This is a genomic window from Mycobacterium ahvazicum (assembly GCF_900176255.2).
GTDB classification, from domain to species: Bacteria; Actinomycetota; Actinomycetes; order Mycobacteriales; family Mycobacteriaceae; genus Mycobacterium; species Mycobacterium ahvazicum.
In genome coordinates, this window is sequence record NZ_FXEG02000005.1 from 159,007 (window position 1) to 183,987 (window position 24,981).

Annotated in this window: 23 protein-coding genes and 1 pseudogene; 9 read left to right on the forward strand and 15 right to left on the reverse strand. The window is 67.2% G+C overall.

Annotated elements, in window-relative coordinates; translation table 11 throughout:
- Positions 1 to 61: 61 nt before the first annotated feature.
- Entirely contained in the window at positions 62 to 1,531 is a 1,470-nt protein-coding gene (locus MAAFP003_RS21755) for a glycine hydroxymethyltransferase (protein WP_096289784.1), read from the reverse strand.
- 129 nt (positions 1,532 to 1,660) lie between these two features.
- On the opposite strand from MAAFP003_RS21755, the gene coaA reads away from it, so the two are divergent.
- Positions 1,661 to 2,599: a type I pantothenate kinase gene (gene coaA, locus MAAFP003_RS21760; protein WP_036471193.1), complete on the forward strand. Its 939-nt coding sequence runs from the start codon at positions 1,661 to 1,663 to the stop codon at positions 2,597 to 2,599.
- A 26-nt stretch (positions 2,600 to 2,625) separates the two neighbouring features.
- Here coaA and MAAFP003_RS21765 read toward each other — a convergent pair whose 3' ends face one another.
- The 4 genes from MAAFP003_RS21765 to MAAFP003_RS21780 form a co-directional block, all read right to left on the reverse strand.
- Complete coding sequence (locus tag MAAFP003_RS21765) at positions 2,626 to 3,018, reverse strand: hypothetical protein (protein ID WP_096289785.1); 393 nt, start codon at positions 3,016 to 3,018, stop codon at positions 2,626 to 2,628.
- A 155-nt stretch (positions 3,019 to 3,173) separates the two neighbouring features.
- A complete protein-coding gene (locus MAAFP003_RS21770; protein ID WP_096289786.1) occupies positions 3,174 to 4,262 on the reverse strand; it encodes a methyltransferase in 1,089 nt (362 codons plus the stop codon).
- 165 nt (positions 4,263 to 4,427) lie between these two features.
- Positions 4,428 to 5,798: a hypothetical protein gene (locus MAAFP003_RS21775; RefSeq protein ID WP_096289787.1), complete on the reverse strand. Its 1,371-nt coding sequence runs from the start codon at positions 5,796 to 5,798 to the stop codon at positions 4,428 to 4,430.
- A gap of 39 nt (positions 5,799 to 5,837) precedes the next feature.
- On the reverse strand, positions 5,838 to 6,626 hold the full coding sequence (locus tag MAAFP003_RS21780) for a (2Z,6E)-farnesyl diphosphate synthase (RefSeq protein WP_096289788.1): 789 nt from the start codon (positions 6,624 to 6,626) through the stop codon (positions 5,838 to 5,840).
- A gap of 108 nt (positions 6,627 to 6,734) precedes the next feature.
- Between MAAFP003_RS21780 and trhA the strand changes: the two genes are divergently transcribed.
- Positions 6,735 to 7,472 carry a PAQR family membrane homeostasis protein TrhA gene (trhA, locus tag MAAFP003_RS21785; protein WP_096289789.1) on the forward strand — a complete coding sequence of 246 codons (738 nt, stop codon included), beginning with the start codon at positions 6,735 to 6,737 and terminating at the stop codon, positions 7,470 to 7,472.
- Between the two features lie 4 nt (positions 7,473 to 7,476).
- On the opposite strand, the gene MAAFP003_RS21790 is transcribed toward trhA, so the two are convergent.
- The 3 genes from MAAFP003_RS21790 to mca are packed head-to-tail and all read right to left on the reverse strand — an operon-like array spanning position 7,477 to position 10,653.
- Positions 7,477 to 9,501 (reverse strand): thioredoxin domain-containing protein, encoded by a 2,025-nt coding sequence (locus MAAFP003_RS21790; protein ID WP_096289790.1) that lies wholly within the window; start codon positions 9,499 to 9,501, stop codon positions 7,477 to 7,479.
- On the reverse strand, positions 9,488 to 9,784 hold the full coding sequence (locus MAAFP003_RS21795; RefSeq protein ID WP_096289791.1) for a hypothetical protein: 297 nt from the start codon (positions 9,782 to 9,784) through the stop codon (positions 9,488 to 9,490). The genes MAAFP003_RS21790 and MAAFP003_RS21795 overlap by 14 nt, the downstream gene beginning before the upstream one ends.
- A complete protein-coding gene (gene mca / locus MAAFP003_RS21800) occupies positions 9,781 to 10,653 on the reverse strand; it encodes a mycothiol conjugate amidase Mca (RefSeq protein ID WP_096289792.1) in 873 nt (290 codons plus the stop codon). The genes MAAFP003_RS21795 and mca overlap by 4 nt, the downstream gene beginning before the upstream one ends.
- A 123-nt stretch (positions 10,654 to 10,776) precedes the next feature.
- Between mca and MAAFP003_RS21805 the strand changes: the two genes are divergently transcribed.
- Together MAAFP003_RS21805 and greA are read left to right on the forward strand one after the other, a co-directional pair.
- Positions 10,777 to 11,211 (forward strand): DUF4307 domain-containing protein, encoded by a 435-nt coding sequence (locus MAAFP003_RS21805; RefSeq protein ID WP_096289793.1) that lies wholly within the window; start codon positions 10,777 to 10,779, stop codon positions 11,209 to 11,211.
- Between the two features lie 214 nt (positions 11,212 to 11,425).
- Positions 11,426 to 11,920 (forward strand): transcription elongation factor GreA, encoded by a 495-nt coding sequence (gene greA / locus MAAFP003_RS21810; protein ID WP_096289794.1) that lies wholly within the window; start codon positions 11,426 to 11,428, stop codon positions 11,918 to 11,920.
- A 12-nt stretch (positions 11,921 to 11,932) separates the two neighbouring features.
- Here the strand turns inward: greA and MAAFP003_RS21815 are convergent, their stop codons facing one another.
- From MAAFP003_RS21815 to MAAFP003_RS21830, 4 genes and pseudogenes are all read right to left on the reverse strand, one after another.
- Positions 11,933 to 13,108, reverse strand: coding sequence for a cystathionine gamma-synthase (locus MAAFP003_RS21815; RefSeq protein ID WP_096289795.1), 1,176 nt, complete (start codon positions 13,106 to 13,108; stop codon positions 11,933 to 11,935).
- A 70-nt stretch (positions 13,109 to 13,178) separates the two neighbouring features.
- Positions 13,179 to 13,786 (reverse strand): annotated as a pseudogene (locus MAAFP003_RS21820) (RDD family protein).
- An 88-nt stretch (positions 13,787 to 13,874) separates the two neighbouring features.
- A complete protein-coding gene (locus MAAFP003_RS21825; protein ID WP_096289797.1) occupies positions 13,875 to 15,293 on the reverse strand; it encodes a cystathionine beta-synthase in 1,419 nt (472 codons plus the stop codon).
- A gap of 86 nt (positions 15,294 to 15,379) precedes the next feature.
- Positions 15,380 to 16,447, reverse strand: coding sequence for an alpha/beta hydrolase (locus MAAFP003_RS21830; RefSeq protein WP_096289798.1), 1,068 nt, complete (start codon positions 16,445 to 16,447; stop codon positions 15,380 to 15,382).
- 242 nt (positions 16,448 to 16,689) lie between these two features.
- Here MAAFP003_RS21830 and MAAFP003_RS21835 point away from each other — a divergent pair, with 242 nt between their 5' ends.
- Positions 16,690 to 17,637 (forward strand): SGNH/GDSL hydrolase family protein, encoded by a 948-nt coding sequence (locus MAAFP003_RS21835; protein ID WP_096291331.1) that lies wholly within the window; start codon positions 16,690 to 16,692, stop codon positions 17,635 to 17,637.
- A 90-nt stretch (positions 17,638 to 17,727) separates the two neighbouring features.
- Positions 17,728 to 18,945: an acetyl-CoA C-acetyltransferase gene (locus tag MAAFP003_RS21840; RefSeq protein ID WP_096291332.1), complete on the forward strand. Its 1,218-nt coding sequence runs from the start codon at positions 17,728 to 17,730 to the stop codon at positions 18,943 to 18,945.
- Positions 18,946 to 19,131: 186 nt separating this feature from the next.
- On the opposite strand, the gene MAAFP003_RS21845 is transcribed toward MAAFP003_RS21840, so the two are convergent.
- Complete coding sequence (locus MAAFP003_RS21845) at positions 19,132 to 19,977, reverse strand: Bax inhibitor-1/YccA family protein (RefSeq protein WP_096289799.1); 846 nt, start codon at positions 19,975 to 19,977, stop codon at positions 19,132 to 19,134.
- Positions 19,978 to 20,238: 261 nt separating this feature from the next.
- Here MAAFP003_RS21845 and MAAFP003_RS21850 point away from each other — a divergent pair, with 261 nt between their 5' ends.
- The 3 genes from MAAFP003_RS21850 (at position 20,239) to MAAFP003_RS21860 (ending at position 23,902) form a co-directional block, all read left to right on the forward strand.
- The gene (locus tag MAAFP003_RS21850; RefSeq protein WP_096289800.1) at positions 20,239 to 21,288 is read left to right on the forward strand and encodes an enoyl-CoA hydratase/isomerase family protein; all 1,050 of its coding nucleotides are present in this window, start codon (positions 20,239 to 20,241) and stop codon (positions 21,286 to 21,288) included.
- A 13-nt stretch (positions 21,289 to 21,301) separates the two neighbouring features.
- The gene (locus MAAFP003_RS21855; RefSeq protein WP_096289801.1) at positions 21,302 to 22,096 is read left to right on the forward strand and encodes an enoyl-CoA hydratase; all 795 of its coding nucleotides are present in this window, start codon (positions 21,302 to 21,304) and stop codon (positions 22,094 to 22,096) included.
- Positions 22,097 to 22,252: 156 nt separating this feature from the next.
- On the forward strand, positions 22,253 to 23,902 hold the full coding sequence (locus MAAFP003_RS21860) for an alpha/beta hydrolase (protein ID WP_243394216.1): 1,650 nt from the start codon (positions 22,253 to 22,255) through the stop codon (positions 23,900 to 23,902).
- On the opposite strand, the gene MAAFP003_RS21865 is transcribed toward MAAFP003_RS21860, so the two are convergent.
- Positions 23,899 to 24,339 carry a rhodanese-like domain-containing protein gene (locus tag MAAFP003_RS21865; RefSeq protein ID WP_096289803.1) on the reverse strand — a complete coding sequence of 147 codons (441 nt, stop codon included), beginning with the start codon at positions 24,337 to 24,339 and terminating at the stop codon, positions 23,899 to 23,901. The genes MAAFP003_RS21860 and MAAFP003_RS21865 overlap by 4 nt on opposite strands.
- Positions 24,336 to 24,935 carry a cysteine dioxygenase gene (locus MAAFP003_RS21870; protein WP_096289804.1) on the reverse strand — a complete coding sequence of 200 codons (600 nt, stop codon included), beginning with the start codon at positions 24,933 to 24,935 and terminating at the stop codon, positions 24,336 to 24,338. Before MAAFP003_RS21870 ends, MAAFP003_RS21865 begins: the two co-directional genes overlap by 4 nt.
- Between the last annotated feature and the right edge of the window lie 46 nt (positions 24,936 to 24,981).

The window sequence follows — 24,981 nt, forward strand, 5'->3', positions numbered from 1 at the left end:
TAACCGATCGACACAGGTTAAATAAAGCGGGCCGCGCCGTGTCGCGGCCGACTTGCAGAATCTAGACCGTAAGACCCGGGTACAGCGGATTGGCGGCCAGCAATTCGGCGGCGGCCGCGTTGACCCGTTCGGCGGTGCCGTCGGCCACCGAGTATTTGGCCTTGGAACTGCCTTGCGGTGCCGTGTTGGCCAGCACCTCGATCATCAGCTCGGCCACCCGGTCGAATTCGTCCGGACCGAAGCCGCGGGTGGTCAGCGCCGGGCTGCCGAGCCGGATCCCGCTGGTGTACCAGGCGCCGTTCGGGTCGGCCGGAATGGCGTTGCGGTTGGTCACCACGCCGGCGTCGAGCAGGGCCGACTCGGCTTGACGCCCGGTCAGGCCGAACGAGGTGACGTCGAGCAGCACGATGTGGTTGTCGGTGCCCCCGGTGACCAGCCGGGCATCGCGCTTGAGGAAGCCGTCGGCCAGCGCCTGGGCGTTGTCGGCGACCCGCTGCGCGTAGGCCTGGAACGCGGGCTGCCGCGCCTCAGCCAGCGCGACGGCCTTGGCCGCCATCACGTGCGACAGCGGCCCACCCAGCACCATCGGGCAGCCCTTGTCGACGGCGTCGGCGTATTCGGGTTGGCAGAGGATGAGGCCGCCGCGGGGACCGCGCAATGACTTGTGGGTCGTCGTCGTCGTGACATGGGCGTGCGGCACCGGATCCTCGTCGCCGGTGAACACCTTGCCCGCGACCAGGCCGGCGAAATGCGCCATGTCCACCATCAGGGTGGCGCCGACCTCGTCGGCGATCTCCCGCATCGTCGCGAAATTGATCCGGCGCGGGTAGGCCGAGTAGCCCGCCACCAGGATCAGCGGCTTGAACTCACGCGCAGCGGCCGCGACGGCGCCGTAGTCGATGAACCCGGTGTCGGGATCGGTGCCGTAACTGCGCTGGTGAAACATCTTGCCGGAGATGTTGGGCCGGAAGCCGTGCGTGAGATGGCCGCCGGCATCCAGCGACATGCCCAGCAGCCGCTGATTGCCCAATTTGGCGCGCAGCTGCTCCCAGTCCGCCTCCGACAAGTCGTTGACGTGCTTGGCGCCGAGCTCGGCCAGACCCGGCGCCTCGACCCGGGTAGCCAGGATCGCCCAGTAGGCAACGAGGTTGGCGTCGATGCCCGAGTGCGGCTGCACGTAGGCATGGGGCGCACCGAACAGCTCACGGGCGTGCTCGGCGGCGACGCTTTCCACGGTGTCGACGTTCTGACAACCCGCGTAGAACCGGTGCCCGATGGTGCCCTCGGCGTACTTGTCCGACAGCCAGGTCCCCATCGTCAGCAGCACCGCGGGCGACGCGTAGTTCTCGCTGGCGATCAGCTTCAGCGAATCACGTTGGTCAGCGAGCTCTTTGCGCGTCGCCGCGGCGATGCGGGGTTCGACGGACTCGACCACCTGCAGTGCGGCTCGGTAGGCGGCGGTCGCGGTGTCGGCGTATTCGGCGCCCGGTGACGTGGTGGAGATGGCGGTGTGGGTCGAGTCGGCTGACATGCGAACGAGACTAGTCGGCCGGCAACGCCGGCGTGGTCAGCGGTTGGCCCAGCACCCGTCCGGTCCGCGATCCATGCCGTTTACCAGCCCAGCCGTCTGGCGCGGGATCGTCCCTGCCACACTGGCACTATGCCCCGGCTGAGCGAGCCGAGCCCATATGTGGAGTTCGACCGAAAGCAGTGGCGCGCGTTGCGTATGTCGACGCCGCTGGCCCTCACTGAAGAGGAGCTTGTCGGTCTGCGTGGTCTCGGCGAGCAGATCGACCTCCTCGAGGTCGAAGAGGTGTATCTGCCACTGGCCCGGCTCATCCACCTTCAGGTCGCGGCGCGGCAGCGATTGTTCGCTGCCACTGCGGAATTCCTCGGTGAACCGCAGCAGAACCCCGACCGGCCGGTGCCGTTCATCATCGGCGTGGCCGGCAGTGTGGCGGTCGGGAAGTCCACGACCGCGCGCGTGCTGCAGGCGTTGCTGGCGCGATGGGATCACCACCCGCGCGTCGACCTGGTGACCACCGATGGCTTCCTCTACCCGAATGCCGAGCTGGACCGGCGAAACCTGATGCACCGCAAGGGCTTTCCGGAGAGCTACAACCGCCGGGCGCTGATGCGGTTCGTCACCTCGGTCAAATCGGGCTCCGACTACGCGTGTGCGCCGGTGTACTCACACCTGCGCTACGACATCATCGCGGGAGCCAAACACGTGGTCCGCCATCCGGACATCCTGATCCTGGAGGGCCTCAACGTCTTGCAAACCGGTCCGACCCTGATGGTGTCGGACCTGTTCGACTTCTCGCTCTACGTGGACGCCCGGATCGAAGACATCGAACAGTGGTACGTCTCCCGGTTCTTGGCGATGCGCAGCACGGCCTTCGCCGATCCGGCATCGCACTTCCATCACTACTCGGCCCTCAACGACACCAAGGCGGTCGCCGCCGCCCGCGAGATCTGGCGCTCGATCAACCGGCCCAATCTGGTCGAGAACATTCTGCCTACCCGTCCCCGCGCCACCCTGGTGCTGCGCAAGGACGCCGACCACTCCATCAACCGGTTACGGCTGCGCAAGCTCTGACGCCACCGAGAGTCCGGAAACGGCGCCTACGCGGGCAATCGACGCACCCCCAGGTATTGCAGCCAGGCAAAGGCCGCGGCGTAGACGCCGATGGCCAGCGTCGCGGCTACCCCGGTCGCGGTCATCGGCACCGCTTCGACGGCCACGGCGCAGCCGAGCGCGACCACGATGTTCGCGACGACGACGCCGACGCCGGCTCCGCGCAGGTCGGGCAGGCCCGTCAGGCCGTACACCACCAGGCCGTACAGCAGGAACAGGGCGCCGATGCCGTATTCCAGGTTGGAGCTCAGGTCTGCGATCAAGGCGATGGCGAGACCGCACAGTCCCGTCAAAGTGGCATCTGCACGCATCGCGAAGCGCAACAGCGAGTCGGTCGCGTCGTACAGGGGTCTGGTCGGCATACCGGTGATAGCGGACATTGGCTTACTCCTTGCGATGACGGTTTGTGTCGAACTGGTTCGAGCGTCCCGCCGGAGCACTGCCATATCGACGCGTGGCACTGCCAACTCCTGCCACGGAAGAAATGACCAGGGATTACCGCCAGGTATTCCCGTGCTCGGCGGCGAATGTGGCTTTACACGGCGACCGCTTCGACGATGCTCAGCGATGAGGCTGTTTCGACCACCCGCGTCAGCCGGAAACCGGCGCGGCTCAGCAGCCGGCCGTATTGGGCCGCGGTGCGCTCGCGAGCGCCCGCCGCGATGTGCATCTCCAAATCCAGCCAGTTGCCTGGGAATTCACGGCCGTGCCGCGGCATCACGAATTCCAGGATCAAGACCTGCTTTCCCACCCCGGCGGCGTTGCGGATGTTGCGGAGAATCCGCACGGCCTCGTCGTCGGGCCAGTCGTGGATGATGTGCTTGAGCAGGTAGGCGTCGCCACCGTCGGCGACCGATTCGAAGAAAGAGCCTTCGACCAGCTTGACGCGATCCGCGACACCGTGCTCCTCGAGCAATGCCGGGGCACCCGAAACAACGTGTGGTTGGTCGAACAGGATGCCCCGGGCTTGTGGTGTGGCGTTCAGGATCGCGGCGAGCAGCCGGCCATGTCCACCTGCGACGTCGACGATCGTCCCGCAACGGCTGAAGTCGTAGCCCGCGACGACCGGCGGGATTTCAAGTTCGGAGAGGTCGGTCATGGCGTCGTTGAAGATCGCGTCGAGTTCGGGCTCCCCCACGATGTATTCGAAGGCGGGCTTGCCGCGCAGTTCCGGGATGACAGCCCGGCCGGTGCGAATCGAGTCCGTGAGGCGGCTCCAATGCTCGCGTTCCTGTGGTGATCCCACGAAGCGCGCGAATGCGCGCAGCGACCCGTCACTGTCGGTGCGCAGCGTGTCCGCCAGCGGGGTGAGGTCGTAACGTCCGTCGCGGCGACGGCGGAATATGCCACGTGAGATCAGCGCCCGCAGCAGACGACTGACGGTGTCGGCATCCGCATCGACCGCATCGGCCAACTCGTCGACGTTCAACGGCCTCTTGGCCAGCGCATCGGCGATGCCGAGATCGGCCGCAGCGGTAATCGCTTGCGCGGCCCAGGCATTCGTGATCATTTCCATCATCGCGGCCTGCGGCGGGACCATGCGCTGGTAGAGCTGACCGACGTGATGGCGGGCGAATTCAAGGCCCCGCGCGAATTGGGCGGGCGGAAGTGTTGGCGAAAACATAAGTCCCCCTTGCAGACTCAAATGGTGTGGGCGCGGCCATCCGGCCGCACCTACCCGTATTCGTTGCCAGTTCACCCGAAGATGGCGCACGTCGCCATAACAACCGGCGTTGTCATCCGGGAAACGAAGAAGGCTGTACAGATTGGGCAGAAACGAGGTGTCGAGCTAATCGCTTGGGACGGCGACACGCCCGCGCAGATCGGCGGCGATGAGCCGGGCCGCGGCGTTTTGCCAGTTGTGCAGCGAACGCTGCGGGACCTCGGTGACGAACCATTGCCAGGCCTGTCGCGCGGTCGGATCCAGGCCCGAGGCGGTGGCGTTCTGCGCGTAGGCGCGCACCCCGACGACGTACGGGAAATACAGCGAGTTGTAGTACCGCCACTCTTCGGTGGTTCCGAAATCGCCGCCGTCACGCGGCTTCAACCGCGAAATGCCGTCGGCGAGCACGGCTTTGAGCTCGTTGGCGCGCTCGACGGGATGGTCGGGTGCGCCGCGGGCAGCCAGCCGCTCGTCGATCACCGGCAGCGCCGTCAGCGGACTCGCGACCAGCTTGCTCAGATCGCCGTAGTGCCCCAGGGCGCGGCGGGTGAGCCTGACGAACGTGACGTCGTCGACGTCCGCGAGCGGATGCTCCTGGCGCAGTGGCAACGCCGCCCCGGTATGCCGCAGCGCGGCCCGATCCGCCCGCAGCGCGGGCGATTTCGAGAACGCCAGCCGGTCGAGCACCCCGGCCAGCGGATCGGCGAGCACTTGCACGGTGATCGCCACCGCCACGCTGGTGAACAGCAGCACGGTCAGCGCGGTCTGCGCGGCGGGGTCGTCGCGGGTCACCGCCAGCCCGATCAGCGCCTGGCCGCCGAACAGCGCCGCCACCGCCACCGAACCGGCGAACGATCGCAGCATGTCGGCGCGCAACGCCTGGCCCTCGTCGAACGCATCCCACAGGGCGACGGCGATCCCGAGCCCGAGGACGTCGCAGCTCGTCGACGCCAGCGCAACCCAGCTGGGCACCAGGCCCAGCGGAATGATCAGGATGGCGTTGCCCAGCGCGAAGAACAGGGTCGCGGTGATGGCGAGCCCCACGGCCGGCCGCGGCCGTCGCGGTCGGCGCAGCGCGACAACCATCGCGCCCAGGGTGGACACCGAGATCACCGCGAACATCAGCCAGTGCCCCGGCCGCAGCGGGCCGTCCACGCTTCCGGCCAGCATCGCCCCGCACAGGGTCAGCGCGGCGACCCCGGCCACCAGCAGCAGCTCGCGGGTACGAGCCCGCCAGCCGTCGCTGGGCCGGGACAGCTCGACGAGCACCGCGAACCACGCCACGCCGGGCACGGTCGCCAGGTAGATCTCGACGCGGCTGAGCAGCTGCGCCGACGCGGGGCTGGCGGTCCGCACCGCGTCCAGCGCCACCACAAGCGCAAACCCGCACAGCCCGATCGCCGCCAACACCAGGACCGGTTTGCGCGGATCACGGGCCGCCAGATACAGGCCCAGCCAGGCGCTCAGCGTGAACACCACCGCCGACAGCGCAGCCATCTCCCCAGTGTGGCATGCCGGCGACCTGCGGCTTAAGCCCTACTTGCCGTACCGGCGATTGCGCAGACTGTAATCGCGCAGCGCACGCAGGAAGTCGACCCGACGAAACGCCGGCCAGTGCGTTTCACAGAACCACATCTCCGAATAGGCGCTCTGCCAGAGCAGAAATCCGGACAGCCGTTGCTCGCCCGAGGTGCGGATCACCAGATCGGGGTCGGGCTGCCCGGAGGTGTAGAGGTTCTCGGAGATGGCGTCGACCGTCACCGCCTCGACGAGCTCCTCAGCCGTGGCGCCATTGGCGAGTTTCTTGCTCAACAACGCGCGCACCGCGCCGACGATCTCCTGGCGCCCGCCGTAGCCGACCGCGACATTGACGTGAAACGGCGCGACGCTGGGCGTGGATTCGACCGCGTCGCGCAACCGGCGGGCCGGCTCGTCACCGAGCAGTTCCAGGTCGCCGACCGTGCGCACGCTCCACCGGTTGGCCGGCGCGCAGATCTCCTCGACGACATCGGTGATGACTTCGATCAGCCCGGCCAGCTCATCGGGATCGCGTTGCAGGTTTTCGGTGGAGAGCAGGTAGACCGTGGTCATCTCGACGCCGGCTTCCTGGCACCATCGCAGCATCTCGGCGATCTTGGCCGCGCCCATCCGGTAGCCGAAGCTGACGTCGTCGTATCCCGCGTCGCGCGCCCATCGCCGGTTGCCGTCGCACAGCACGGCGATGTGCCGCGGTAGCTCGGATTTCGAGCCGGCCAGTTCCTGCTTCAGCCGCAGCTCGTACACCCGATACAACGGCTCTTTGAGCCGCGGCGGAATGATCTCCACGAGGATCCACCCTACTGTGAGCGGCAGCCGATTCCGGAGCGGAATTTCCGGCGATCTCGGCGCAAGTCACAGATCGCCTTCCGGCCGCGAACGCTAACGTTGACCGATATGAGGACCGAGACCCGCACGGCCGCCCCGCCGCAGCCCGAATCGCAGGGACACGCGGCCAACGCCGCGCAGCAGCTCGTCGACGGCGTCACCCGGGTGCTGACCAAGCCGCGCTTCCGCGGCTGGATCCACGTGTATTCCGCCGGCACCGCCGTCTTCGCGGGCGCATCGCTGGTCGCGGTGTCCTGGGCGGTGGGGTCCACCCGGGCCGGGCTGGCGACGCTGCTCTACACCTTCGCAACCATCATCATGTTCACCGTCAGCGCGACGTATCACCGCGTGCACTGGAAGTCGGCCACCGCCACCAAGTGGATGAAGCGGGCCGACCATTCGATGATCTTCGTGTTCATCGCCGGTAGCTATACGCCGTTCGCGTTGCTGGCGCTGTCGCCACACGACGGGCACGTGGTGCTCTGGATTGTGTGGGGCGGCGCGGCGGCCGGGATCCTGCTGAAAATGCTGTGGCCGTCGGCGCCGCGCTGGGTCGGGGTGCCGCTCTACATCCTGCTGGGCTGGGTGGCGGTCTGGTACACCGGCGAGATCCTGCACAACGCCGGGGTGGCCGCGATGGTGCTGCTGTTCGTCGGCGGCGCCTTGTACAGCATCGGCGGCATCCTCTACGCGCTGCGCTGGCCCGACCCGTGGCCGTCGACGTTCGGATACCACGAGTTCTTCCACGCCTGCACCGCGGTAGCGGCGATCTGCCACTACATCGCGATGTGGTTCGTGGTGTTCTGAGGCGCTACCGCGCGGGCGAGGCCAGTGCCGCGGCCAGGTCGGCCGACCGGGTCACCGGCAGATCGCAGAGCCGGCCGCGGCACACGTAGGCGGCGTCGGCGCCGCGCACCCGGTCCCGGCCGACCAACAGCGCCGACGAGTCCATCTTTCCGCCCATCACGATCGCCCCGCCGGGTGCGAGCCGGCGGGCGTCGATCAGCAGGGGTGACCGCGGCGAGTGGCACGCGATCGCGATCTGCAGCGGGCCCCGGACCGCGGCCTCGGCCACCGAAATCCAATTCCCGGCCGACCGCGGGGCCTTGGCCAGCAGTACCGAGTGCGCGGCCAGCGCCTCGGTCGCCGCTCGCAGGTAGCGCGGTGCGTCGACACTGCCGACCAGATGCGCCGCGGTCAGCAGCGCCTCGGTGATCGTCGACGCGCCCGACGGGGTTGCCCCGTCCAGCGGGTCGGCCGGGCGCAGCATCAGCTGCTCGGCATCGTCGGCCGTGTCATACCAGCGGCCGGGTCGCTGCGGATCGGCGAAATGCTCGCACGCGGTGTCGAGCAACTCGCACGCCGCCGTCAGCCACACGTCCTCGACGGTCAGCTGATACAGCGCCAGCAGCCCGGTGGCCAGCATCGCGTGGTCTTCCAAGATGGCCGCGCTCTCGCCGACCGCCCCGCCGAGGCTGGCCCGCCGCAGCCGGCCGCCGACCACATGCAGGTCGAGCAACGCCGTCGCGCACCGCCGCGCCGCCCGGGCCAACTCGGGGTCTGCCAGGGCCACGCTGGCCTCGGCCAGCGCGGTGATCGCCAGGCCATTCCACGACGTCACGACCTTGTCATCGCGACCGGGTTGGGCTCGGGTGTGCCGGGCGGCCAGCAGCGCGGCCCGCACACGTTCGGCGCGCTGCGGATCGTTGGGATCGCCGGGCAACTGCAGCACCGACGTGCCGTGTTCGAAAGTCCCGGACTCGGTGACCGCGAAAACCTCAGCGGCCCAAGGGCCGTCGTCGGGACCGAGCACCTCGGTCAACTGCTGCGGCGTCCAGACGTAGGTGGATCCCTCGAGGCCGTCGGCGTCGGCGTCCAGCGACGAGGCGAACATGTCGCCGTCGGCCAATTCGTCGAGCATGAATCGCGCGGTCTGCGCGGTGACCCGGCGGGCCAACGGATCGCCGGTGCGCCGGGCCCAGTGCGCGTAGGCGCGCAACAGCAGCGCGTTGTCGTACAACATCTTCTCGAAATGCGGTACTACCCAAGCGTTGTCGACGCTGTAGCGGGCAAATCCCCCGGCCAATTGGTCGTAGATGCCGCCGCGCGCCATCGCATTGCCGGTGCGTTCGACGGCCTCCAGCGCCGACGACGACCCGGTGCGCTCGTAATTGCGCAGCAGTGCCTCCAGAACCGCCGACGGCGGGAACTTCGGCGCGCCCCCGAACCCGCCGTGCGCCGTGTCCTGCTCGCCCAGCACCGCCGCGACCGCGTGATCACACAGTGCCGGGTCGACGTCCGGGCCTGCAGAGGGCAGCCCCACCAGGGCCCCGGACACCTTGCGCAACTCACCGGCGATGTGGTCGGATGCCTCCTCGACCTCGCCGCGGCGTTGCCGCCAGGTTTCGGTGACAGCCGAAAGAAGTTGCAGAAAACCGTCTTTCGGGTAGTAGGTGCCGCAGAAGAAGGGCCGCCCGTCCGGGGTCAAAAAACACGTCATCGGCCAACCGCCGTGCCCGGTGAGCGCGACGGTCGCGTTCATGTAGACCGCATCGATGTCCGGGCGTTCCTCGCGGTCGACCTTGACGCAGACGAAGTCCGCGTTCATCGCCGCCGCCACCTCGTCGTCGGAGAACGATTCGTGGGCCATCACATGACACCAGTGACACGCGGCGTAGCCGATCGACAGCAGGATCGGCACATCGCGTTGCGCGGCGTCTTCCATCGCTTCGGGAGTCCACTGCTGCCAGTGCACCGGGTTGTCGGCGTGTTGACGCAAATAAGGGCTGGTAGCCAGCCCGAGAGTATTGACCGACGACGATTCAGCCGGGCTCATCGCCGGGTCCTGACACCGACCCGTTCGCCGGCCCCGTCGCCTCGTCGCGGGGTGGCCCGACGGTGTCGGTGCCCTCGTCGGCCGCCTGATCGGGCTCGGGATGCTTGGGGTCGAACGACTCGGGCACCTTCTTGAGCTGCTTGTTCATCGATCGCAGCAGAAATAAGGTGGCGATCAACAGCAGCACGACGACCAGCAACCCGATCGGACTGGCCTTGCCGAAGTCGGGCCCGGTGTGCTGGGGTGTCCCGTCAGCGATCACCGTGAGCAAAAGGTGTCTCACGAGTGATTCTCGATTCCGCTGAACAGATCGTCCTCGGGCAAACGGATGGGCACCCGCGAGCGCGCCAACTCGAATTCCTCAGTCGGCCACAGCCGCTGCTGCCAGGCGATCGGGGCGGCGAAGAAGTCTGCCTTCGGGTCGATCTGGGTGGCATGCGCGCGCAGCGCGTCGTCGCGCTGGCTGAAGTATTCCGAGCACTCGACCCGCGTGGTCACCCGGGACTCGAACGGATCGTGCTCGGGTTTCCAGTACTCGAGCCACTTCTGGAACGGGGGTTCGTGACCGTGCTTGATCGCCTCGTCGTGCAGCAGCTGCATCCGCTGTCGCACGAAGCCGTGGACGTAGTACAGCTTGGACACCGCCCAGGGCTCACCGGCGTCCGGGAATCGGGCATGATCGCCGGCCGCCTCGTAGGCGCCGACCGAAACCTGATGGCAGGCAATGTGATCCGGATGCGGGTAGCCGCCGTTTTCGTCGTAGGTGGTGATCACATGCGGACGGAACTCGCGGACGACGCGCACCAGCGCCTCGACGGACTCCTCCAACGGCACCAGCGCGAAGCAGCCGTCGGGCAGCGGCGGCGGCGGATCACCCTTGGGCAGACCGGAATCGACGAAGCCGAGCCAGGTGTGCTCGACGCCGAGGATCTCGGCGGCCTTGGCCATCTCGTCGCGGCGAATCTCGGCGATGTGCTCCTGCACGTCGGGCAGGTCCATCGCCGGGTTGAGGATCTCGCCGCGCTCGCCACCGGTCAACGTCACGACCAGCACGCGGTGACCCTGGTCGGCATACCGGGCGAGTGTGGCCGCACCCTTGCTGGATTCGTCGTCGGGGTGTGCGTGCACCGCCATCAACCGCAGTTCGCTCACGTGTCCCCTTGTCGGTCCGCTGGTCTCCCCTCGAGCCTATAAGGACCCTATAATTCCAGTTTCCCGATGTTGCATGCTGTCGGCCGTCCTCCGGCAGCACATAAGCCCACCCGTGAAACAGCCATGACCCAGACTTCCATTCCCCGCCCCGAGGCTCGCTACGGGCGCGCGCGCCTGTCTGCGGTCTCGCGGCGCCGGGTCGCGATCGCGCTGGGTGTGCTGGTTCTCGCGGCCGGTATCGGCATCGCGGTCGTCGGCTACCAACGGCTGGGAACCAGCGATGTCTCGGGTTCGCTGGCCGGTTACCAGGTGGTCGACCAGGAAACGGCGTCGGTCACGATCAGCGTGACGCGATCTGATCCGTCGCGGCCGGTGGACTGCATCGTGCGGGTCCGCGCGAAGGACGGCAGCGAGACGGGCCGACGCGAGCTACTGGTCGGGCCGTCCGCGCAGGCCACGGTGCAAGTCACGACGACGGTCAAGTCCTCACAACCACCGGCGATGGCGGACATTTACGGATGCGGCACCGACGTGCCCGGCTACCTGCGCGCAGCCTGACCGGACACAAAGGCGAAGCTCAAATGACGTCATCGGCTGTTTCCACGGTGGTAACATGGATGAATGCACGGTTCCTCCCGGGACCGTGTATTGCTGCATTAGCGGCCGTGAGCACAACGGCACGGCAGCACGGGGCGGGACACAGACACTCCCTTTACCGGAGTTCAGAAGCTCACGCGGTTACGCGGAGAAATACGACGAGGAGCACGACACGATGACGGACACTCAGGTGACCTGGCTGACCCAGGAATCACATGACCGGCTGAAGGCTGAGCTTGATCAGCTGATCGCGAATCGTCCCGTCATCGCCGCGGAAATCAACGACCGCCGCGAGGAAGGCGATCTGCGGGAGAACGGCGGCTACCACGCCGCCCGCGAAGAGCAGGGTCAGCAGGAGGCGCGAATTCGCCAGCTCCAGGACCTGCTCAACAACGCCAAAGTCGGCGAGGCGCCCAAGCAGTCCGGTATCGCGCTGCCCGGTTCGGTGGTCAAGGTCTACTACGACGGCGACAAGTCCGACACCGAGACCTTCCTGATCGCCACCCGCCAGGAGGGCGTCAAGGACGGCAAGCTCGAGGTGTACTCACCCAAGTCGCCCCTGGGTGAGGCCCTGATCGACGCCAAGGTCGGCGAGACGCGCAGCTACACCGTGCCCAACGGCAACACCGTCAAGGTCACGCTGGTGAGCGCCGAGCCGTACCACGACTGATTGCGCGGCGAACTAGCCGAGGGCTTGTTCCAGGTCGGCCAGCAGGTCGTTGACATCTTCGATACCCACCGACAGCCGAACCAGGTCATCGGGAACTTCCAATTGCGACCCGGCCGTTGAGGCGTGCGTCATCGCGCTCGGGTGCTCGATCAGCGACTCGACCCCACCCAGTGATTCCGCCAGGATGAACACTTCGGTGGCGGCACAGAGCTTTTCGGCCGCCGCCCGGCCGCCGCGCATGCGCACCGACACCATGCCGCCGAAACCTGACATCTGCCGCGCGGCGACGTCGTGCCCGGGATGGGTGGGCAGGCCCGGGTAGAGGACCGCACTCACCGACGGGTGGCCGGCGAGGAATTCCGCTACGGCCAAAGCGTTTTCGCTATGCCGCTGCATCCGCAGCACTAGCGTCTTGAGGCCGCGCATCGTCAGGTAGGCGTCGAACGGGCCCGGCACCGCGCCGGCCCCGTTTTGCAGAAAGCCGAAGGCGTCGTCGAGCGCCTTGTCGTTGGTGACCAATGCGCCACCCACCACATCGGAGTGGCCACCGATGTACTTGGTCGTCGAGTGCAGCACGACGTCGGCGCCCAGCGTCAACGCCTGCTGCAGCGCTGGCGAAGCAAAGGTGCTGTCCACCAAAACTTTTGCCGAATGCCGCTTGCCGATGTCGGCGATGGCCGCGATGTCGGCGATGGACAGCAGCGGGTTCGTCGGTGTTTCCACCCAGATCAGCCGGGTCTGCGGCGTGATCGCGGCCGCCACGGCGTCGAGGTCGGACAGCGCTGCCGGCGTGTACCCGACGTTCCACTGCGTGAAGACCTTGTCGATCAAGCGGAATGTGCCGCCGTAGGCGTCATTCGGGATGACCAGATGATCGCCGGGCCGCAGCATGGCGCGCAGGGCACAGTCGGTGGCGGCCATGCCGGAGCTGAACGCCCGTCCGAAGGCACCGCCTTCATCGCCTTCCAGGGCCGCCAGCGAGGCTTCCAGCGCGGCCCGGGTCGGGTTGCCGGTGCGCGCGTATTCGAACCCGCCGCGCAAACCGCCGACGCCGTCCTGGGCGAACGTGCTGCTGGCGTAGATCGGAGCGTTCACTGCCCCCGTCGCGGGATCCGGGCGGTAGCCGGCGTGGATGGCTTTGGTGGCCAGTCCCTTGATTGCGTGGTGTCCGTTCGGGTTTTCGCTCATCGCCGTTCAGCCTAGTGAGCGCCACGGATTGCGCCGAGTGCGGTTATGCAAATGGGCTCGGTCTGACCCGTCAGATCGGCAGCACCACGGTCGTCAGGATCTTGTCAGCGATGGTCTGCCGCTTGGCGTCCCAGAGCGGAAACAGGAATCCGATGAAGCAGATGACGGCGTCGACGAAGTGGGCGAGGTCACGCACGACGGACATCCCGAAGCCGATCGGCGCTCCGGTCGTCTCGCTGACCACTTTGATCTTCATGACGGACTTGCCCAGGCTCGAGCCGGTGGTGCCCTGGCGGTAGCCCCGGTTCCAGAGCCAGTACGCCAAGCCCGCGAGCGTCGCCAACCATTGCGCCAGCTGGCCGATCGTCGAGGGCTGGCTTACGCAGTATTGGCTGACGTCGTACTGGGTGATGTCGGTGACGCAGGACGACTGCTGGGTGGCGTACATGATCCCGGTGCCGATGCCCTGCACGATCGCGTACGGCAGGTAGTCGATCAGCAGCGCCAGCACCCGGGTGATCCACGGCGTGTAGGAGTCCGTCGGCAGCGCCCGGATCACCGGTCCGGGCGCTGCCAAGAACCACCCTGAGCGGAAGGAGCGGGTTCATACCCGCCAGAGGCCGGTTCGTAGCCACCGGGTGGTTCAGGCGGCGAAGAGGGCGGCGGCTGATCGGTCATGGTGCAACCTTCCACGGCGGGTTAGCTGAACTAGCCGCATTACAGTACCTGAGAAGCCACCTGTCGCGGAGGCCGCGGACACGCGCCGTTAACGTCGCCCTGCCTGTACCCGGGGGCCATCCGACAGAAAGCCCAACAGGTCGTATCGGGTGATGACCCCGACGGGTTTGCCCTCCTCGACGACCATCAGCGCATCCCAGTCGCGCAGCGCCTTTCCGGCCGCGCTGACCAGCTCGCCGGCACCGATGATCGGCAACGGCGGGCTCATGTGCTGGGAGACGGCGTCGGCCAATTTGGCGCGGCCCTCGAAGACGGCCGAAAGCAGTTCGCGCTCCGAGACACTGCCGGCGACCTCACCGGCCATCACCGGGGGCTCGGCGCCGACCACGGGCATCTGGGACACCCCGTACTCGCGCAGAATGCCGATGGCGTCGCGCACCGTCTCGGTTGGGTGGGTGTGGACCAGGTCCGGCAGCGCACCCGACTTTCCGCGCAGCACGTCGCCGACGGTGGGCTGTTCCGTCGAGCCGTCGAGGCGGGTGCGCAGGAAGCCGTACGACGACATCCACGCGTCGTTGAAGATCTTCGACATGTAGCCTCGGCCGCCGTCCGGAAGCAACACGACGACGAGTGCGTCGGGCCCGGCTTCCTCGGCCACCTTCGCCGCGGCCACCACGGCCATCCCGCACGAGCCGCCGACCAGCATGGCTTCTTCCCGGGCCAGCCGCCGGGTCATGTCGAACGAGTCGGAGTCGGATACGGCGATGATCTGGTCGGGCACCGTCGGGTCATACGCGGCGGGCCAGAAATCCTCTCCGACGCCTTCCACCAGATAGGGCCGGCCGGTGCCGCCCGAATACACCGACCCTTCGGGGTCCGCGCCGATGATGCGCACCGGTCCTTCTGGCCGGCCGGCGGACACCTCTTTGAGGTAGCGGCCCGCGCCGGTGATCGTCCCGCCGGTGCCGATGCCGGCGACGAAGTGGGTGACCTTGCCGTCGGTGTCGGCCCACACCTCGGGACCGGTGGTCGCGTAGTGGCTGGCCGGGCCCTGCGGGTTGGCGTACTGGTCGGGCTTCCAGGCGCCGTCGATCTCGCGAACCAGCCGGTCGGAGACGCTGTAGTAGCTGTCCGGGTGCTCCGGCGGCACCGCCGTCGGGCACACCACGACCTCCGCGCCGTACGCGATCAGCACGTTGCGCTTGTCCTCGCTGACCTTGTCGGGGCAGACGAACACGCACTTGTAGCCGCGGTGCTGGGCCACCAGCGCCAGCCCGACACCGGTGTTGCCCGAGGTGGGTTCGACGATCGTGCCGCCCGGCTGGAGCAGACCGGCGGACTCGGCGGCGTCGATCATCTTCACCGCGATGCGGTCCTTGGAGCTACCGCCGGGGTTGAGGTACTCGACCTTTGCCGCAACCGTGCCAGCACCGGCGGGGATGACGGAGTTCAGGCGAACCAGTGGCGTGCCGCCGATGATGTCACTGATGTGCTGCGCAATTCGCATGCGCTTATCGTCTCAGGCGATTTCTGGCCGCGCACACCCGCTCTCGGTGCAATAGGTCTCCGGGCCGGCCGTGCGGAACCGAACGACTAGCCGGTGGCTTCGCGGATGTACTCGCCGATTTGGCGCAGCGAACGAACGGCCTCGGGCACCAGCGGCGCCGCCAGCTGGAAATCGTGAACCTGGCCGGGCCAGACCCGTACCTCGGCCGGTACCCCGGCGGCCGCCAGCCGGCTCGCCGCTAACCGCGCGTCGTGCAGCAGCACCTCGGACCCCGACACGTGGATCAGCGTGCGCGGAAGGCCGGGCTTGATGTGGTCGAGGGGTTCGTAGATCTCCTCGGGCTTGCCGTCGACGATGTACTTCCTCGCCGCGCTAGCAACCAATTCGACGAGTGCGTCGAATGCCTTTGCTCCGAACATCGCATCGGTCTTGATATTGGGATGCGTTTGCTTGTATTCCTTTGCCAGTTGCAGCAGTGGCGAGATCGCCACCAGCGCCGCAGGCTCCTCGCCCTCCTCCTGCAGCCGCTGCGCCAGCGTCAGCGCGAGGTAGCCGCCGGCGGAGTCGCCGGCGAGAACGATCTGGTCGGGCTGGAAGCCGCGCCGCCGCAACCAGCGGTAGCCGTCGTGACAGTCCCGCACCGCCATACCGATCGAATGCTTGGGCAACAGGCGGTAGTTGACCACCAGAACGGGCGAGTCAGCAAACTTGGAGATCGATTCGACCACGCGGCCGTGAGAGTTTGCTCCGCAGGTCAAGAACGCGCCGCCGTGGAAGTAGAGCACGACCCGCCGGGTGCCGTCCGCAGGCAGCACTCCTGGAGCGCGGACCAATTGTGCCGACGCGTTGGGCAACTTCACGGTGTTACGCACGGTGGCCGACACCGGCAGCAACGCCCTGGCCGCGAGGTCGATCAGACCCCACGGCCACGGCAACGTGGGGGCGTAGCTGCCGGCCGCCAGAATTGGTCGAATCGTCACGCGTGAGGCCAGCGTGGCTACCCGCCCCTGGACGCTGGGGCCGGATTCGAGGACTTCTACCGGTGCGCCGTCGCTGATAGCGAATTTGCGCGCCTCGGCCCTGCGCGACTTCAGCAGGTCACGAAGATGGGCGGCATTCCGGGGTGCACCGGAAACCTTGCTGGGTGCGGTCATGCTCGACACTCCTACGCCGTTGTAGTGCGATACAGCATGTGACGAGCAAACCGAGCGCCCGGTTCAAATGGTGCGCCGAGTCGTTCAGCCAACCCGTTAAACTTAGCTTCGCAGGCATTTCTTAAAGGAACGTTTGAAGAGTCTGATTTGATACCACATCTGATTCACAACGTGACCGCTTTGTTGGTCGGCCGTCCGCGCAAACCCGACAGCCGATCTAAAATGATCCCGTGACCGTGCGGGTGCCGCGTCTTTCGACAATCGCCCTGGCCACGGCAGGCGCAGTCGCCTCGACAGGTACGGCCTATCTGGGCGCACGAAACCTCCTGGTCGGCCAGGCGACGCACGCGCGCACGGTGATCCCCCGGGCCTGGGACATCCCACCGCGCGCCGACGGCGTGTACAGCCCGGGCGGCGGGCCGGTGCAGCGGTGGCAACGTGGCATGTCCGCGGACATGCACCTGATGATCTTCGGCGACTCGACCGCCACCGGGTACGGCTGCGCGAGCGCCGAGGAAGTGCCGGGTGTGCTGATCGCGCGTGGCCTCGCCGAACAGACCGGCAAGCGTATTCGGTTGAGCACCAAGGCCATTGTCGGCGCGACCTCAAAGGGCGTCAGCGGGCAGGTCGATGCGATGTTCGTCGCCGGGTCACCGCCGGACGCGGCCGTGATGATGATCGGCGCCAACGACGTCACCGCCCTGAACGGGATCAGCCAGTCCGCCCGACGGCTGGGCCGGACCGTGCGCAAGCTGCGTTCGCGTGGCGCGGTGGTGATCGTCGGCACCTGCCCGGATCTTGGCGTGATCTCCGCGATCCCCCAGCCGCTGCGATCGCTGGCGCACGCGCGGACCCGACAGCTCGCCCGTGCACAGACCGCGTCGGTGCGATCCGCCGGCGGGGTGCCGGTGCCGCTGGCCCACCTGCTGGCTCCCCAATTCCGGGCCACTCCCGAACTGATGTTCTCCGCCGACGGCTTCCATCCCTCGCCGACCGCGTACGCCCTGGCCGCCGCGCAGCTGCTGGTCGCGCTCTGCGATGCGCTGGGCCAAGAGATCGAGGGCCCAGTGCTCAACCTGGCCGCGCGCGCCGAGACACCCATGGTCAGCGGCGGCCACACCCCGCTGAGCGCCATGTCGCGGCTGTGGCGACGCCCGTCGCCCAGCGAGGCCGCCCCGTCGTCGAACTGACGAATCGGCACCGACTAGATTTGCCTTAGCCCGCCGGGTTGGGTGTGCCACCCGTTTTCACGCGAGCGAAGCATCTTGAAGGGAACCGTCATGCCCGAAGCCGTCATCGTCTCCGCCGCCCGCTCGCCGATCGGGCGGGCCATGAAGGGGTCGCTGGTCAACATGCGGCCCGACGACCTGGCCGCCCAGATGGTGCGCGCCGCACTCGACAAGGTCCCCGCGCTCAACCCGCATCAGATCGACGACCTGATCCTGGGCTGCGGCCAGCCCGGCGGTGAGGCGGGATTCAACCTGGCGCGCGTGGTCGCCGTCGAACTGGGCTACGACTTCCTGCCCGGCACCACCGTCAACCGGTATTGCTCGTCGTCCCTGCAGACCAGCCGGATGGCGTTCCACGCGATCAAGGCCGGTGAGGGCGACGTGTTCATCTCCGCGGGCGTGGAGACGGTGTCCCGCTTCGCCAAGGGCAGCGCCGACTCGTGGCCGGACACCAAGAACGCGCTGTTCGACGAGGCGCAGGAGCGCTCCGCGGCCGCCGCCAACGGCGCCGACGAGTGGCACGACCCACGCGCCGACGACAACCTGCCCGACGTCTACATCGCGATGGGGCAGACGGCGGAGAACGTCGCACTGCTGACCGGCGTGAGCCGCGAAGACCAGGACCACTGGGGCGTGCGCAGCCAGAACCGCGCCGAGGAGGCGATCAAGAGCGGGTTCTTCGAGCGGGAGATCTCGCCGGTGACCCTGCCCGACGGCACCACGGTGAGCACCGACGACGGTCCGCGACCGGGCACCACCTACGAGAAGATCAGCGAGCTCAAGCCGGTGTTCCGGCCCAACGGCACGGTGACGGCGGGCAACGCTTGTCCGCTGAACGACGGCGCGGCGGCGCTGGTGATCATGAGCGACACCAAGGCCAAGGAGCTGGGCCTGACGCCGCTGGCCCGCATCGTCGCCACCGGCGTCAGCGGCCTCTCGCCGGAGATCATGGGGCTGGGCCCGATCGAGGCGTCCAAGAAGGCGCTGGCTCGGGCGGGCATGTCGATCAACGACATCGACCTCTACGAGATCAACGAGGCCTTCGCGGTGCAGGTGCTGGGCTCGGCCCGGGAGCTGGGCATGGACGAGGACAAGCTGAACGTCTCCGGCGGCGCGATCGCGCTGGGCCACCCGTTCGGCATGACCGGCGCCCGGATCGCCGCCACGCTGATCAACAACCTGCAGACCTACGACAAGACGCTTGGCCTGGAGACCATGTGCGTTGGCGGTGGCCAGGGCATGGCGATGGTGATCGAGCGACTCAGCTAGCTCTTTTCCGAGCTCGTTGCTGAGCTCGTCTGCCGCGACGAGTGTGCGTCCTGGGCGGCGAATGTGCGCCCAGGGCGACGTGGCCGCACACTCAATGCGGCCAGGAGCGGTTTAGGCGAGGAGCGGTCCAGCGCAGCAAAAAGCCGGCCCGCCCGAAGGCAAGCCGGCTTTTCTGCGTACGAGAAGCTAATCGTTCTGCAGATAACTGAGCAGACGCAGGATCTCCAGGTACAGCCAGACCAGCGTCACGGTCAGGCCGAGCGCAATGCCCCAGGCCGCCTTCTCGGGAGCTCCGGCGCGGATCATCTGGTCGGCCGCGTCGAAGTCGATCAGGAAGCTGAACGCCGCGATGCCGATCACGACCAGCGAGAACAGGATCGCCAGCGGTCCACCGCTGCGCAGGCCCAGGCCCGCTCCGCCACCGACACCGAACATGCCGAGCACCAGGTTGCCGATCATCAGGGCCAGCGCACCGAACATCGCGCCGACCACCCAGCGGGTGAATTTCGGAGTCACCCGGATAGCGCCGGTCTTGTAGACGACGAGCATGCCGAAGAACACCCCGAAGGTGCCCAGGACCGCCTCACCGATCAGCGCGCCCGCGTTGACGTGCGACACCTGGAAGTTGGCGAAGACAAACGAGACCGCACCGAGGAACAGGCCCTCGAGGACGGCGTAGCTGAGCACGATTCCCGGGTTGTCCTGCTTGCGGCCGAACGTCGCGATCATCACGAGCACGAAACCGCCCAGCGCACCGATCAGGGTCAGCGGCATCGCCAGGGCGAGGTTGTTGCTCACCAGGAAGTAGGAGACGATCGCCGACACGGTCAGCACGCCGAGCGTGATGCCGGTCTTGGTGACGACGTCGTCGATGGTCACCGGGCGGGTGGCCTTGGCCTCCTGGTAGGGAGCCGTGTAAGGGTCGGCTTGGTAGTACCCCTGCTGCATCTGGGCCGCGCCAGTGCCGAATTGCGCATATCCGCCGCTCTGCTTGGGCAGCGAACGAAATACCGGGTTGCTGGTCTCCCGCACCGTCGGATCCTCTCTTAAGACTGTGGCTTCGCGTCGTGCGAACACTTGCTCAACGATCAGTCGCCGTCCCAGGTTCCCAGCGGAACTGGTGTTTTCAGGGTATATCCGGGCCCGGCGCCTGTCGCCAAGCTCAAACATAATCCTTACCCGCGGGCATCGCGTCGCTTGTCACGATCTAGATTGCTGGTCAAGGCCCGGTAGTCATCGCGGCGACACCCTGGGCACAGATTGCGACCCGGAAACGGACTGAGAGGCTGCCCAGTGACCGAAGGCGCGACCGAGCAATCCGACGAGATTCTGGCCCGTGTCGACAATGGCGTCGGCCTGATCACGCTCAACCGCCCCAAGGCAATCAATTCGCTCAATCAGACGATGGTCGACGTGTTGAGCCCCCTGCTGACGCGCTGGGAAAACGACGACGCGGTGCGCGCGGTGGTGCTGTCCGGTGCCGGCGAACGCGGGTTGTGCGCCGGCGGCGACGTGGTCGCGGTCTATCACAGCGCCCGCAAGGACGGCGTCGAGGTGCGGAAATTCTGGCGCGACGAGTATCTGCTGAACGGTCAGATCGGGCGATTCGCCAAGCCGTACGTGTCGTTGATGGACGGCATCGTGATGGGCGGCGGGGTCGGCGTCAGCGCCCACGGCAGCGTTCGCGTGGTCACCGAAACATCAAAGGTGGCAATGCCGGAGGTAGGCATCGGGTTCATCCCCGACGTCGGCGGAGCGTTTCTGCTGTCCCGGGCGCCCGGCGCCCTCGGTCTGTACGCCGCGCTGACCGGCGCACCGTTCTCCGGGGCCGACGCGATCGCGCTGGGCTTCGCCGATCACTACGTCCCGCACGGCCAACTCGAGGCGTTTCGCCAAGCGATCGTCGACGAAAGCATCGAGAGTGCACTGGCCGCCCACGCCACCGCGCCGCCACCGAGTGAGCTTGTCGCGCAACGCCATTGGATCGACGAATGTTTTGCCGGCGATACCGTCGAGGACATTCTCGCGGCGCTGCGCCGTCATGACGCCGAGCCGGCGCAAGACGCCGCGAATCTGATCGGCACCCGATCCCCCATCGCGGTGTCGGTGACGCTGGAGGCGGTGCGGAGGGCGGCGAAAATGGAAACGCTGGAAGATGTTCTGGTGCAGGACTATCGAGTGTCGTCGGCCTCGGCACACTCACACGATCTGGTGGAAGGCATTCGGGCACAGATCATCGACAAGGATCGTAATCCGAAGTGGTCGCCGCCGGACTTCGCCGCGGTCTCCGCGGCCGACATCGAGGCGTATTTCGCGCCGGTCGATGACGACTTGACTTTCTAGAAAGGCGATTTGGATGAGCGGGACAACCCCAACAAACTACGAAACCATCTTGGTCGAGCGCGACGAGCGGGTCGGGACCATCACGCTGAACCGGCCGAAGGCGCTCAACGCGCTCAACAGCCAGGTGATGATCGAAGTCACCGGCGCGGCAACAGAATTCGACAACGATCCGGGCATCGGCGCGATCATCATCACCGGCGCGGGCGGCAAGGCCTTCGCCGCGGGCGCCGACATCAAGGAGATGGCCGGGCTGAGCTTCGCCGACGCGTTCGGTTCGGACTTCTTCGCCACCTGGGGCAAGCTGTCCGCCGTGCGCACGCCGACGATCGCCGCGGTGGCCGGATACGCGCTCGGCGGCGGCTGCGAGCTGGCGATGATGTGCGATCTGCTGATCGCGGCCGATAACGCGAAATTCGGCCAGCCCGAGATCAAACTGGGTGTGCTGCCGGGCATGGGCGGTTCGCAGCGTCTCACCCGCGCAATCGGCAAGGCCAAGGCGATGGACCTGATCCTGACCGGTCGCACCATCGGCGCCGAAGAAGCCGAACGCAGCGGTCTGGTGTCGCGGGTGGTGCCGGCCGACGACCTGATGAGCGAGGCCAAGGCCGTCGCCACCACGATTTCGCGGATGTCGCTGTCGGCGTCGCGGATGGCCAAGGAAGCCGTCAACCGTGCCTTCGAGTCCACCCTGGCCGAGGGACTTCTCTACGAACGCAGGCTGTTCCATTCCACCTTCGCGACCCACGACCAGTCCGAGGGCATGGCGGCATTCGTCGAGAAGCGGGATCCCAACTTCACGCATCGCTAAGATGCTCTCGTGAGCGAGTCAGGTGCTGCGACCGCGGCCGACGACGGATCGACGGCCGGCGCAGACAAACTCTCGGACCCCCGAGACGCCGCAGCGACGAGCGTCGCCACCGAACCGGAACCCGAACCGGCAGCCGGGCCGGACAGCACCGACGAGCTGGCCGAGATCGCGACCAAGCCGTTTTGGGTGCGCCACTACACCTTTACCGGCACCGCGGTCGGTCTTATCTTCATCTGGTTCTCGCTGACACCGTCACTGCTGCCCCGCGGCGCGATTTTCCAGGCGTTGGTCAGCGGCTTCTCCGGCGCCATCGGTTATGGGCTGGGCGTCTTTTCGGTCTGGCTGGTGCGCTACATGCGCACCAAGAACTACAGCCCGCCGGCACCGCGGTGGGCATGGAAGGTGTTGATCCCGGTCGCGGTGGTGGGCCAGGTGCTGATGGCGATCCGGTTCCACGTATGGCAGGACGACGTGCGCGACCTGATGGGTGTCGCGCACCTGCACTGGTACGACTACCCGATCGCCGCGGTCCTGTCCATCATCGTGCTGTTCACCGTCGTCGAAATTGGCCAGGCCATCCGCGTGCTGGTCAGTTTCCTTGTGGGACAACTGGATCGGATCGCACCGTTTCGCCTCTCGGTGACCATTGTGGTGGCCCTGCTCGTGACGTTGACGATCACCCTGCTTAACGGCGTCGTGCTCAAGTCCGCGATGCGCACCATGAACAACACGTTCGCCGCGACCAACAACGAGATGAATCCCGAGACCGCGGCGCCGAAAAGTCCGCTGCGGTCGGGCGGGCCGCAATCGCTGGTGTCGTGGGAGTCGTTGGGCCGCGAGGGCCGCATCTTCGTCGAGGGCGGTCCCAAACTCGACGAACTGACCAGCTTCAACGGCGCCCCGGCCACCGAGCCCATCCGCGCCTATGCCGGCCTGAATTCCGCCGATGGCATCACCGCGACTGCTGAGCTGGCGGCACGCGAACTGCAACGTGAAGGCGGCTTACAGCGCGAGATCGTCGCGGTCGCAACGACTACCGGCACCGGCTGGATCAACGAAGCCGAAGCCTCGGCACTGGAGTACATGTACAACGGCAACTCCGCGATCGTCAGCATGCAGTACTCGTTCTTGCCGAGCTGGCTGTCGTTTTTGGTGGACAAGGAGAATGCCCGGCACGCCGGCCAGGCATTGTTCGAGGCCGTAGACAGACTGATCCGGCAGCTGCCGGAGGGACACCGCCCCAAGCTCGTGGTCTTCGGTGAGAGCCTGGGCTCGTTCGGCGGTGAGGCGCCGTTCATGAGCCTCAACAACGTCCTAGCCCGCACCGACGGCGCGCTGTTCAGCGGCCCGACGTTCAACAACACCATCTGGACGGACCTGACCGCCACCCGCGACGCCGGCTCGCCGGAGTGGCTGCCCATTTACAACGACGGCCACAACGTCCGATTCGTCGCTCGCCCAAGCAATCTGGACCGGCCGAAGGATCCGTGGGATGCACCGCGGGTGGTGTATTTGCAGCACGCGTCCGACCCGATCGCGTGGTGGACGCCGGATCTGTTGTTCAGCGAACCGGATTGGCTACGCGAAGGGCGCGGCTATGACGTGCTGCCCCAAACACGGTGGATCCCCGTGGTGACTTTCCTGCAAGTGTCGGCGGATATGGCCGTCGCCGTGGACGTCCCCGACGGCCACGGCCACCGCTACGTCGCCGACGTCGCCAACGGCTGGGCAGCGGTGTTGTCACCGCCCGGGTGGACGCCGGAGAAGACCGAGCGGCTGCGACCGCTGTTGCACGCCAACGATTAGAGCCAGCGGCGAGCGGGCGCCCCGGCGTTCGCCAGCACTTCCGGACTGACCGGATCGCCGGCCAATTCGGCGAGCACACCGGCGCCGGCCAGCGCGTGATAGCCACCGACGACGTCGGTGGCCCGGTGCAGGCCGATGTCGAGCAGCGCGGCCGCCGCCAGGCTGGAGGTGTAGCCCTCCGAACACAGGATCACCCACTCGACGTCGTCGCCGACGGCTTCGGGCAGGCGGGCGTCACTGGTCGGGTCGCAACGCCATTCCAGGACATTGCGTTCGATCACCAGCGCGCCGGGAACCTCGCCCTCGCGGAATCGCTGCGCTTGCGGCCGGATGTCGACGAGCACCGCCCCGCGCCGCAGTGCATCGGGCACCTCAGCGGCCCCCAGCCGCCGAAAACGGCGGCGGGCGGATCTCAAGACCACGTCGATACGGCTCATTGCGTCCCCTCCGGTTGGTCGGTCAGTTCGGTGCGCTGGCGGCGCAACCTGCTGTTCTTGGTGACCTCGTAGTACGACATCGCGCTCAGCGGCGGCGAGTACGCGTGCACGCTCAGCGTCGGTGCCACCGGGCGCTGGATTCCGGTGCCGGCCGCCGACAGCGGGCGCGCGACCGGCCTGGGCGCCCACACCACGTCGTGCACCCAGCCCAGTGGAAAGCCGGCCTGATCACCGGCATCGAGCCGGCGTCGCCGTAAATTCGTTCCATCCCAACGGAATTCGTTGAGCGATCCGGACACCACGGTAAGCGCCCCCAATGACCCGCCGTGGTCGTGCAGTTCGGTGGGGTGACCGGGAACCCAGCTGATCAGCCAGACGTCCAGTTCGTCGTCGCCGTGGATGCGGGTGAACCAGCGCCGCGAGTCCGGTACGCCGCCGTCGGGCAGCAGGTGGTCGCAACGGCCGCTGAGCACATCGTCGGCGGCTCGATCGGTGGCATGCAGCAGGTCGGGAACCCGCAGCCGCGTCGGCCCGGCGGAGGGCGACGCGACGGCCGGCGGACGCAACGCAACAGAACTGGCGACAGACACAGACATTGGAGCACTCCACAAGGGATCGGATTGGGCAAGGGCGGCGCGTTAA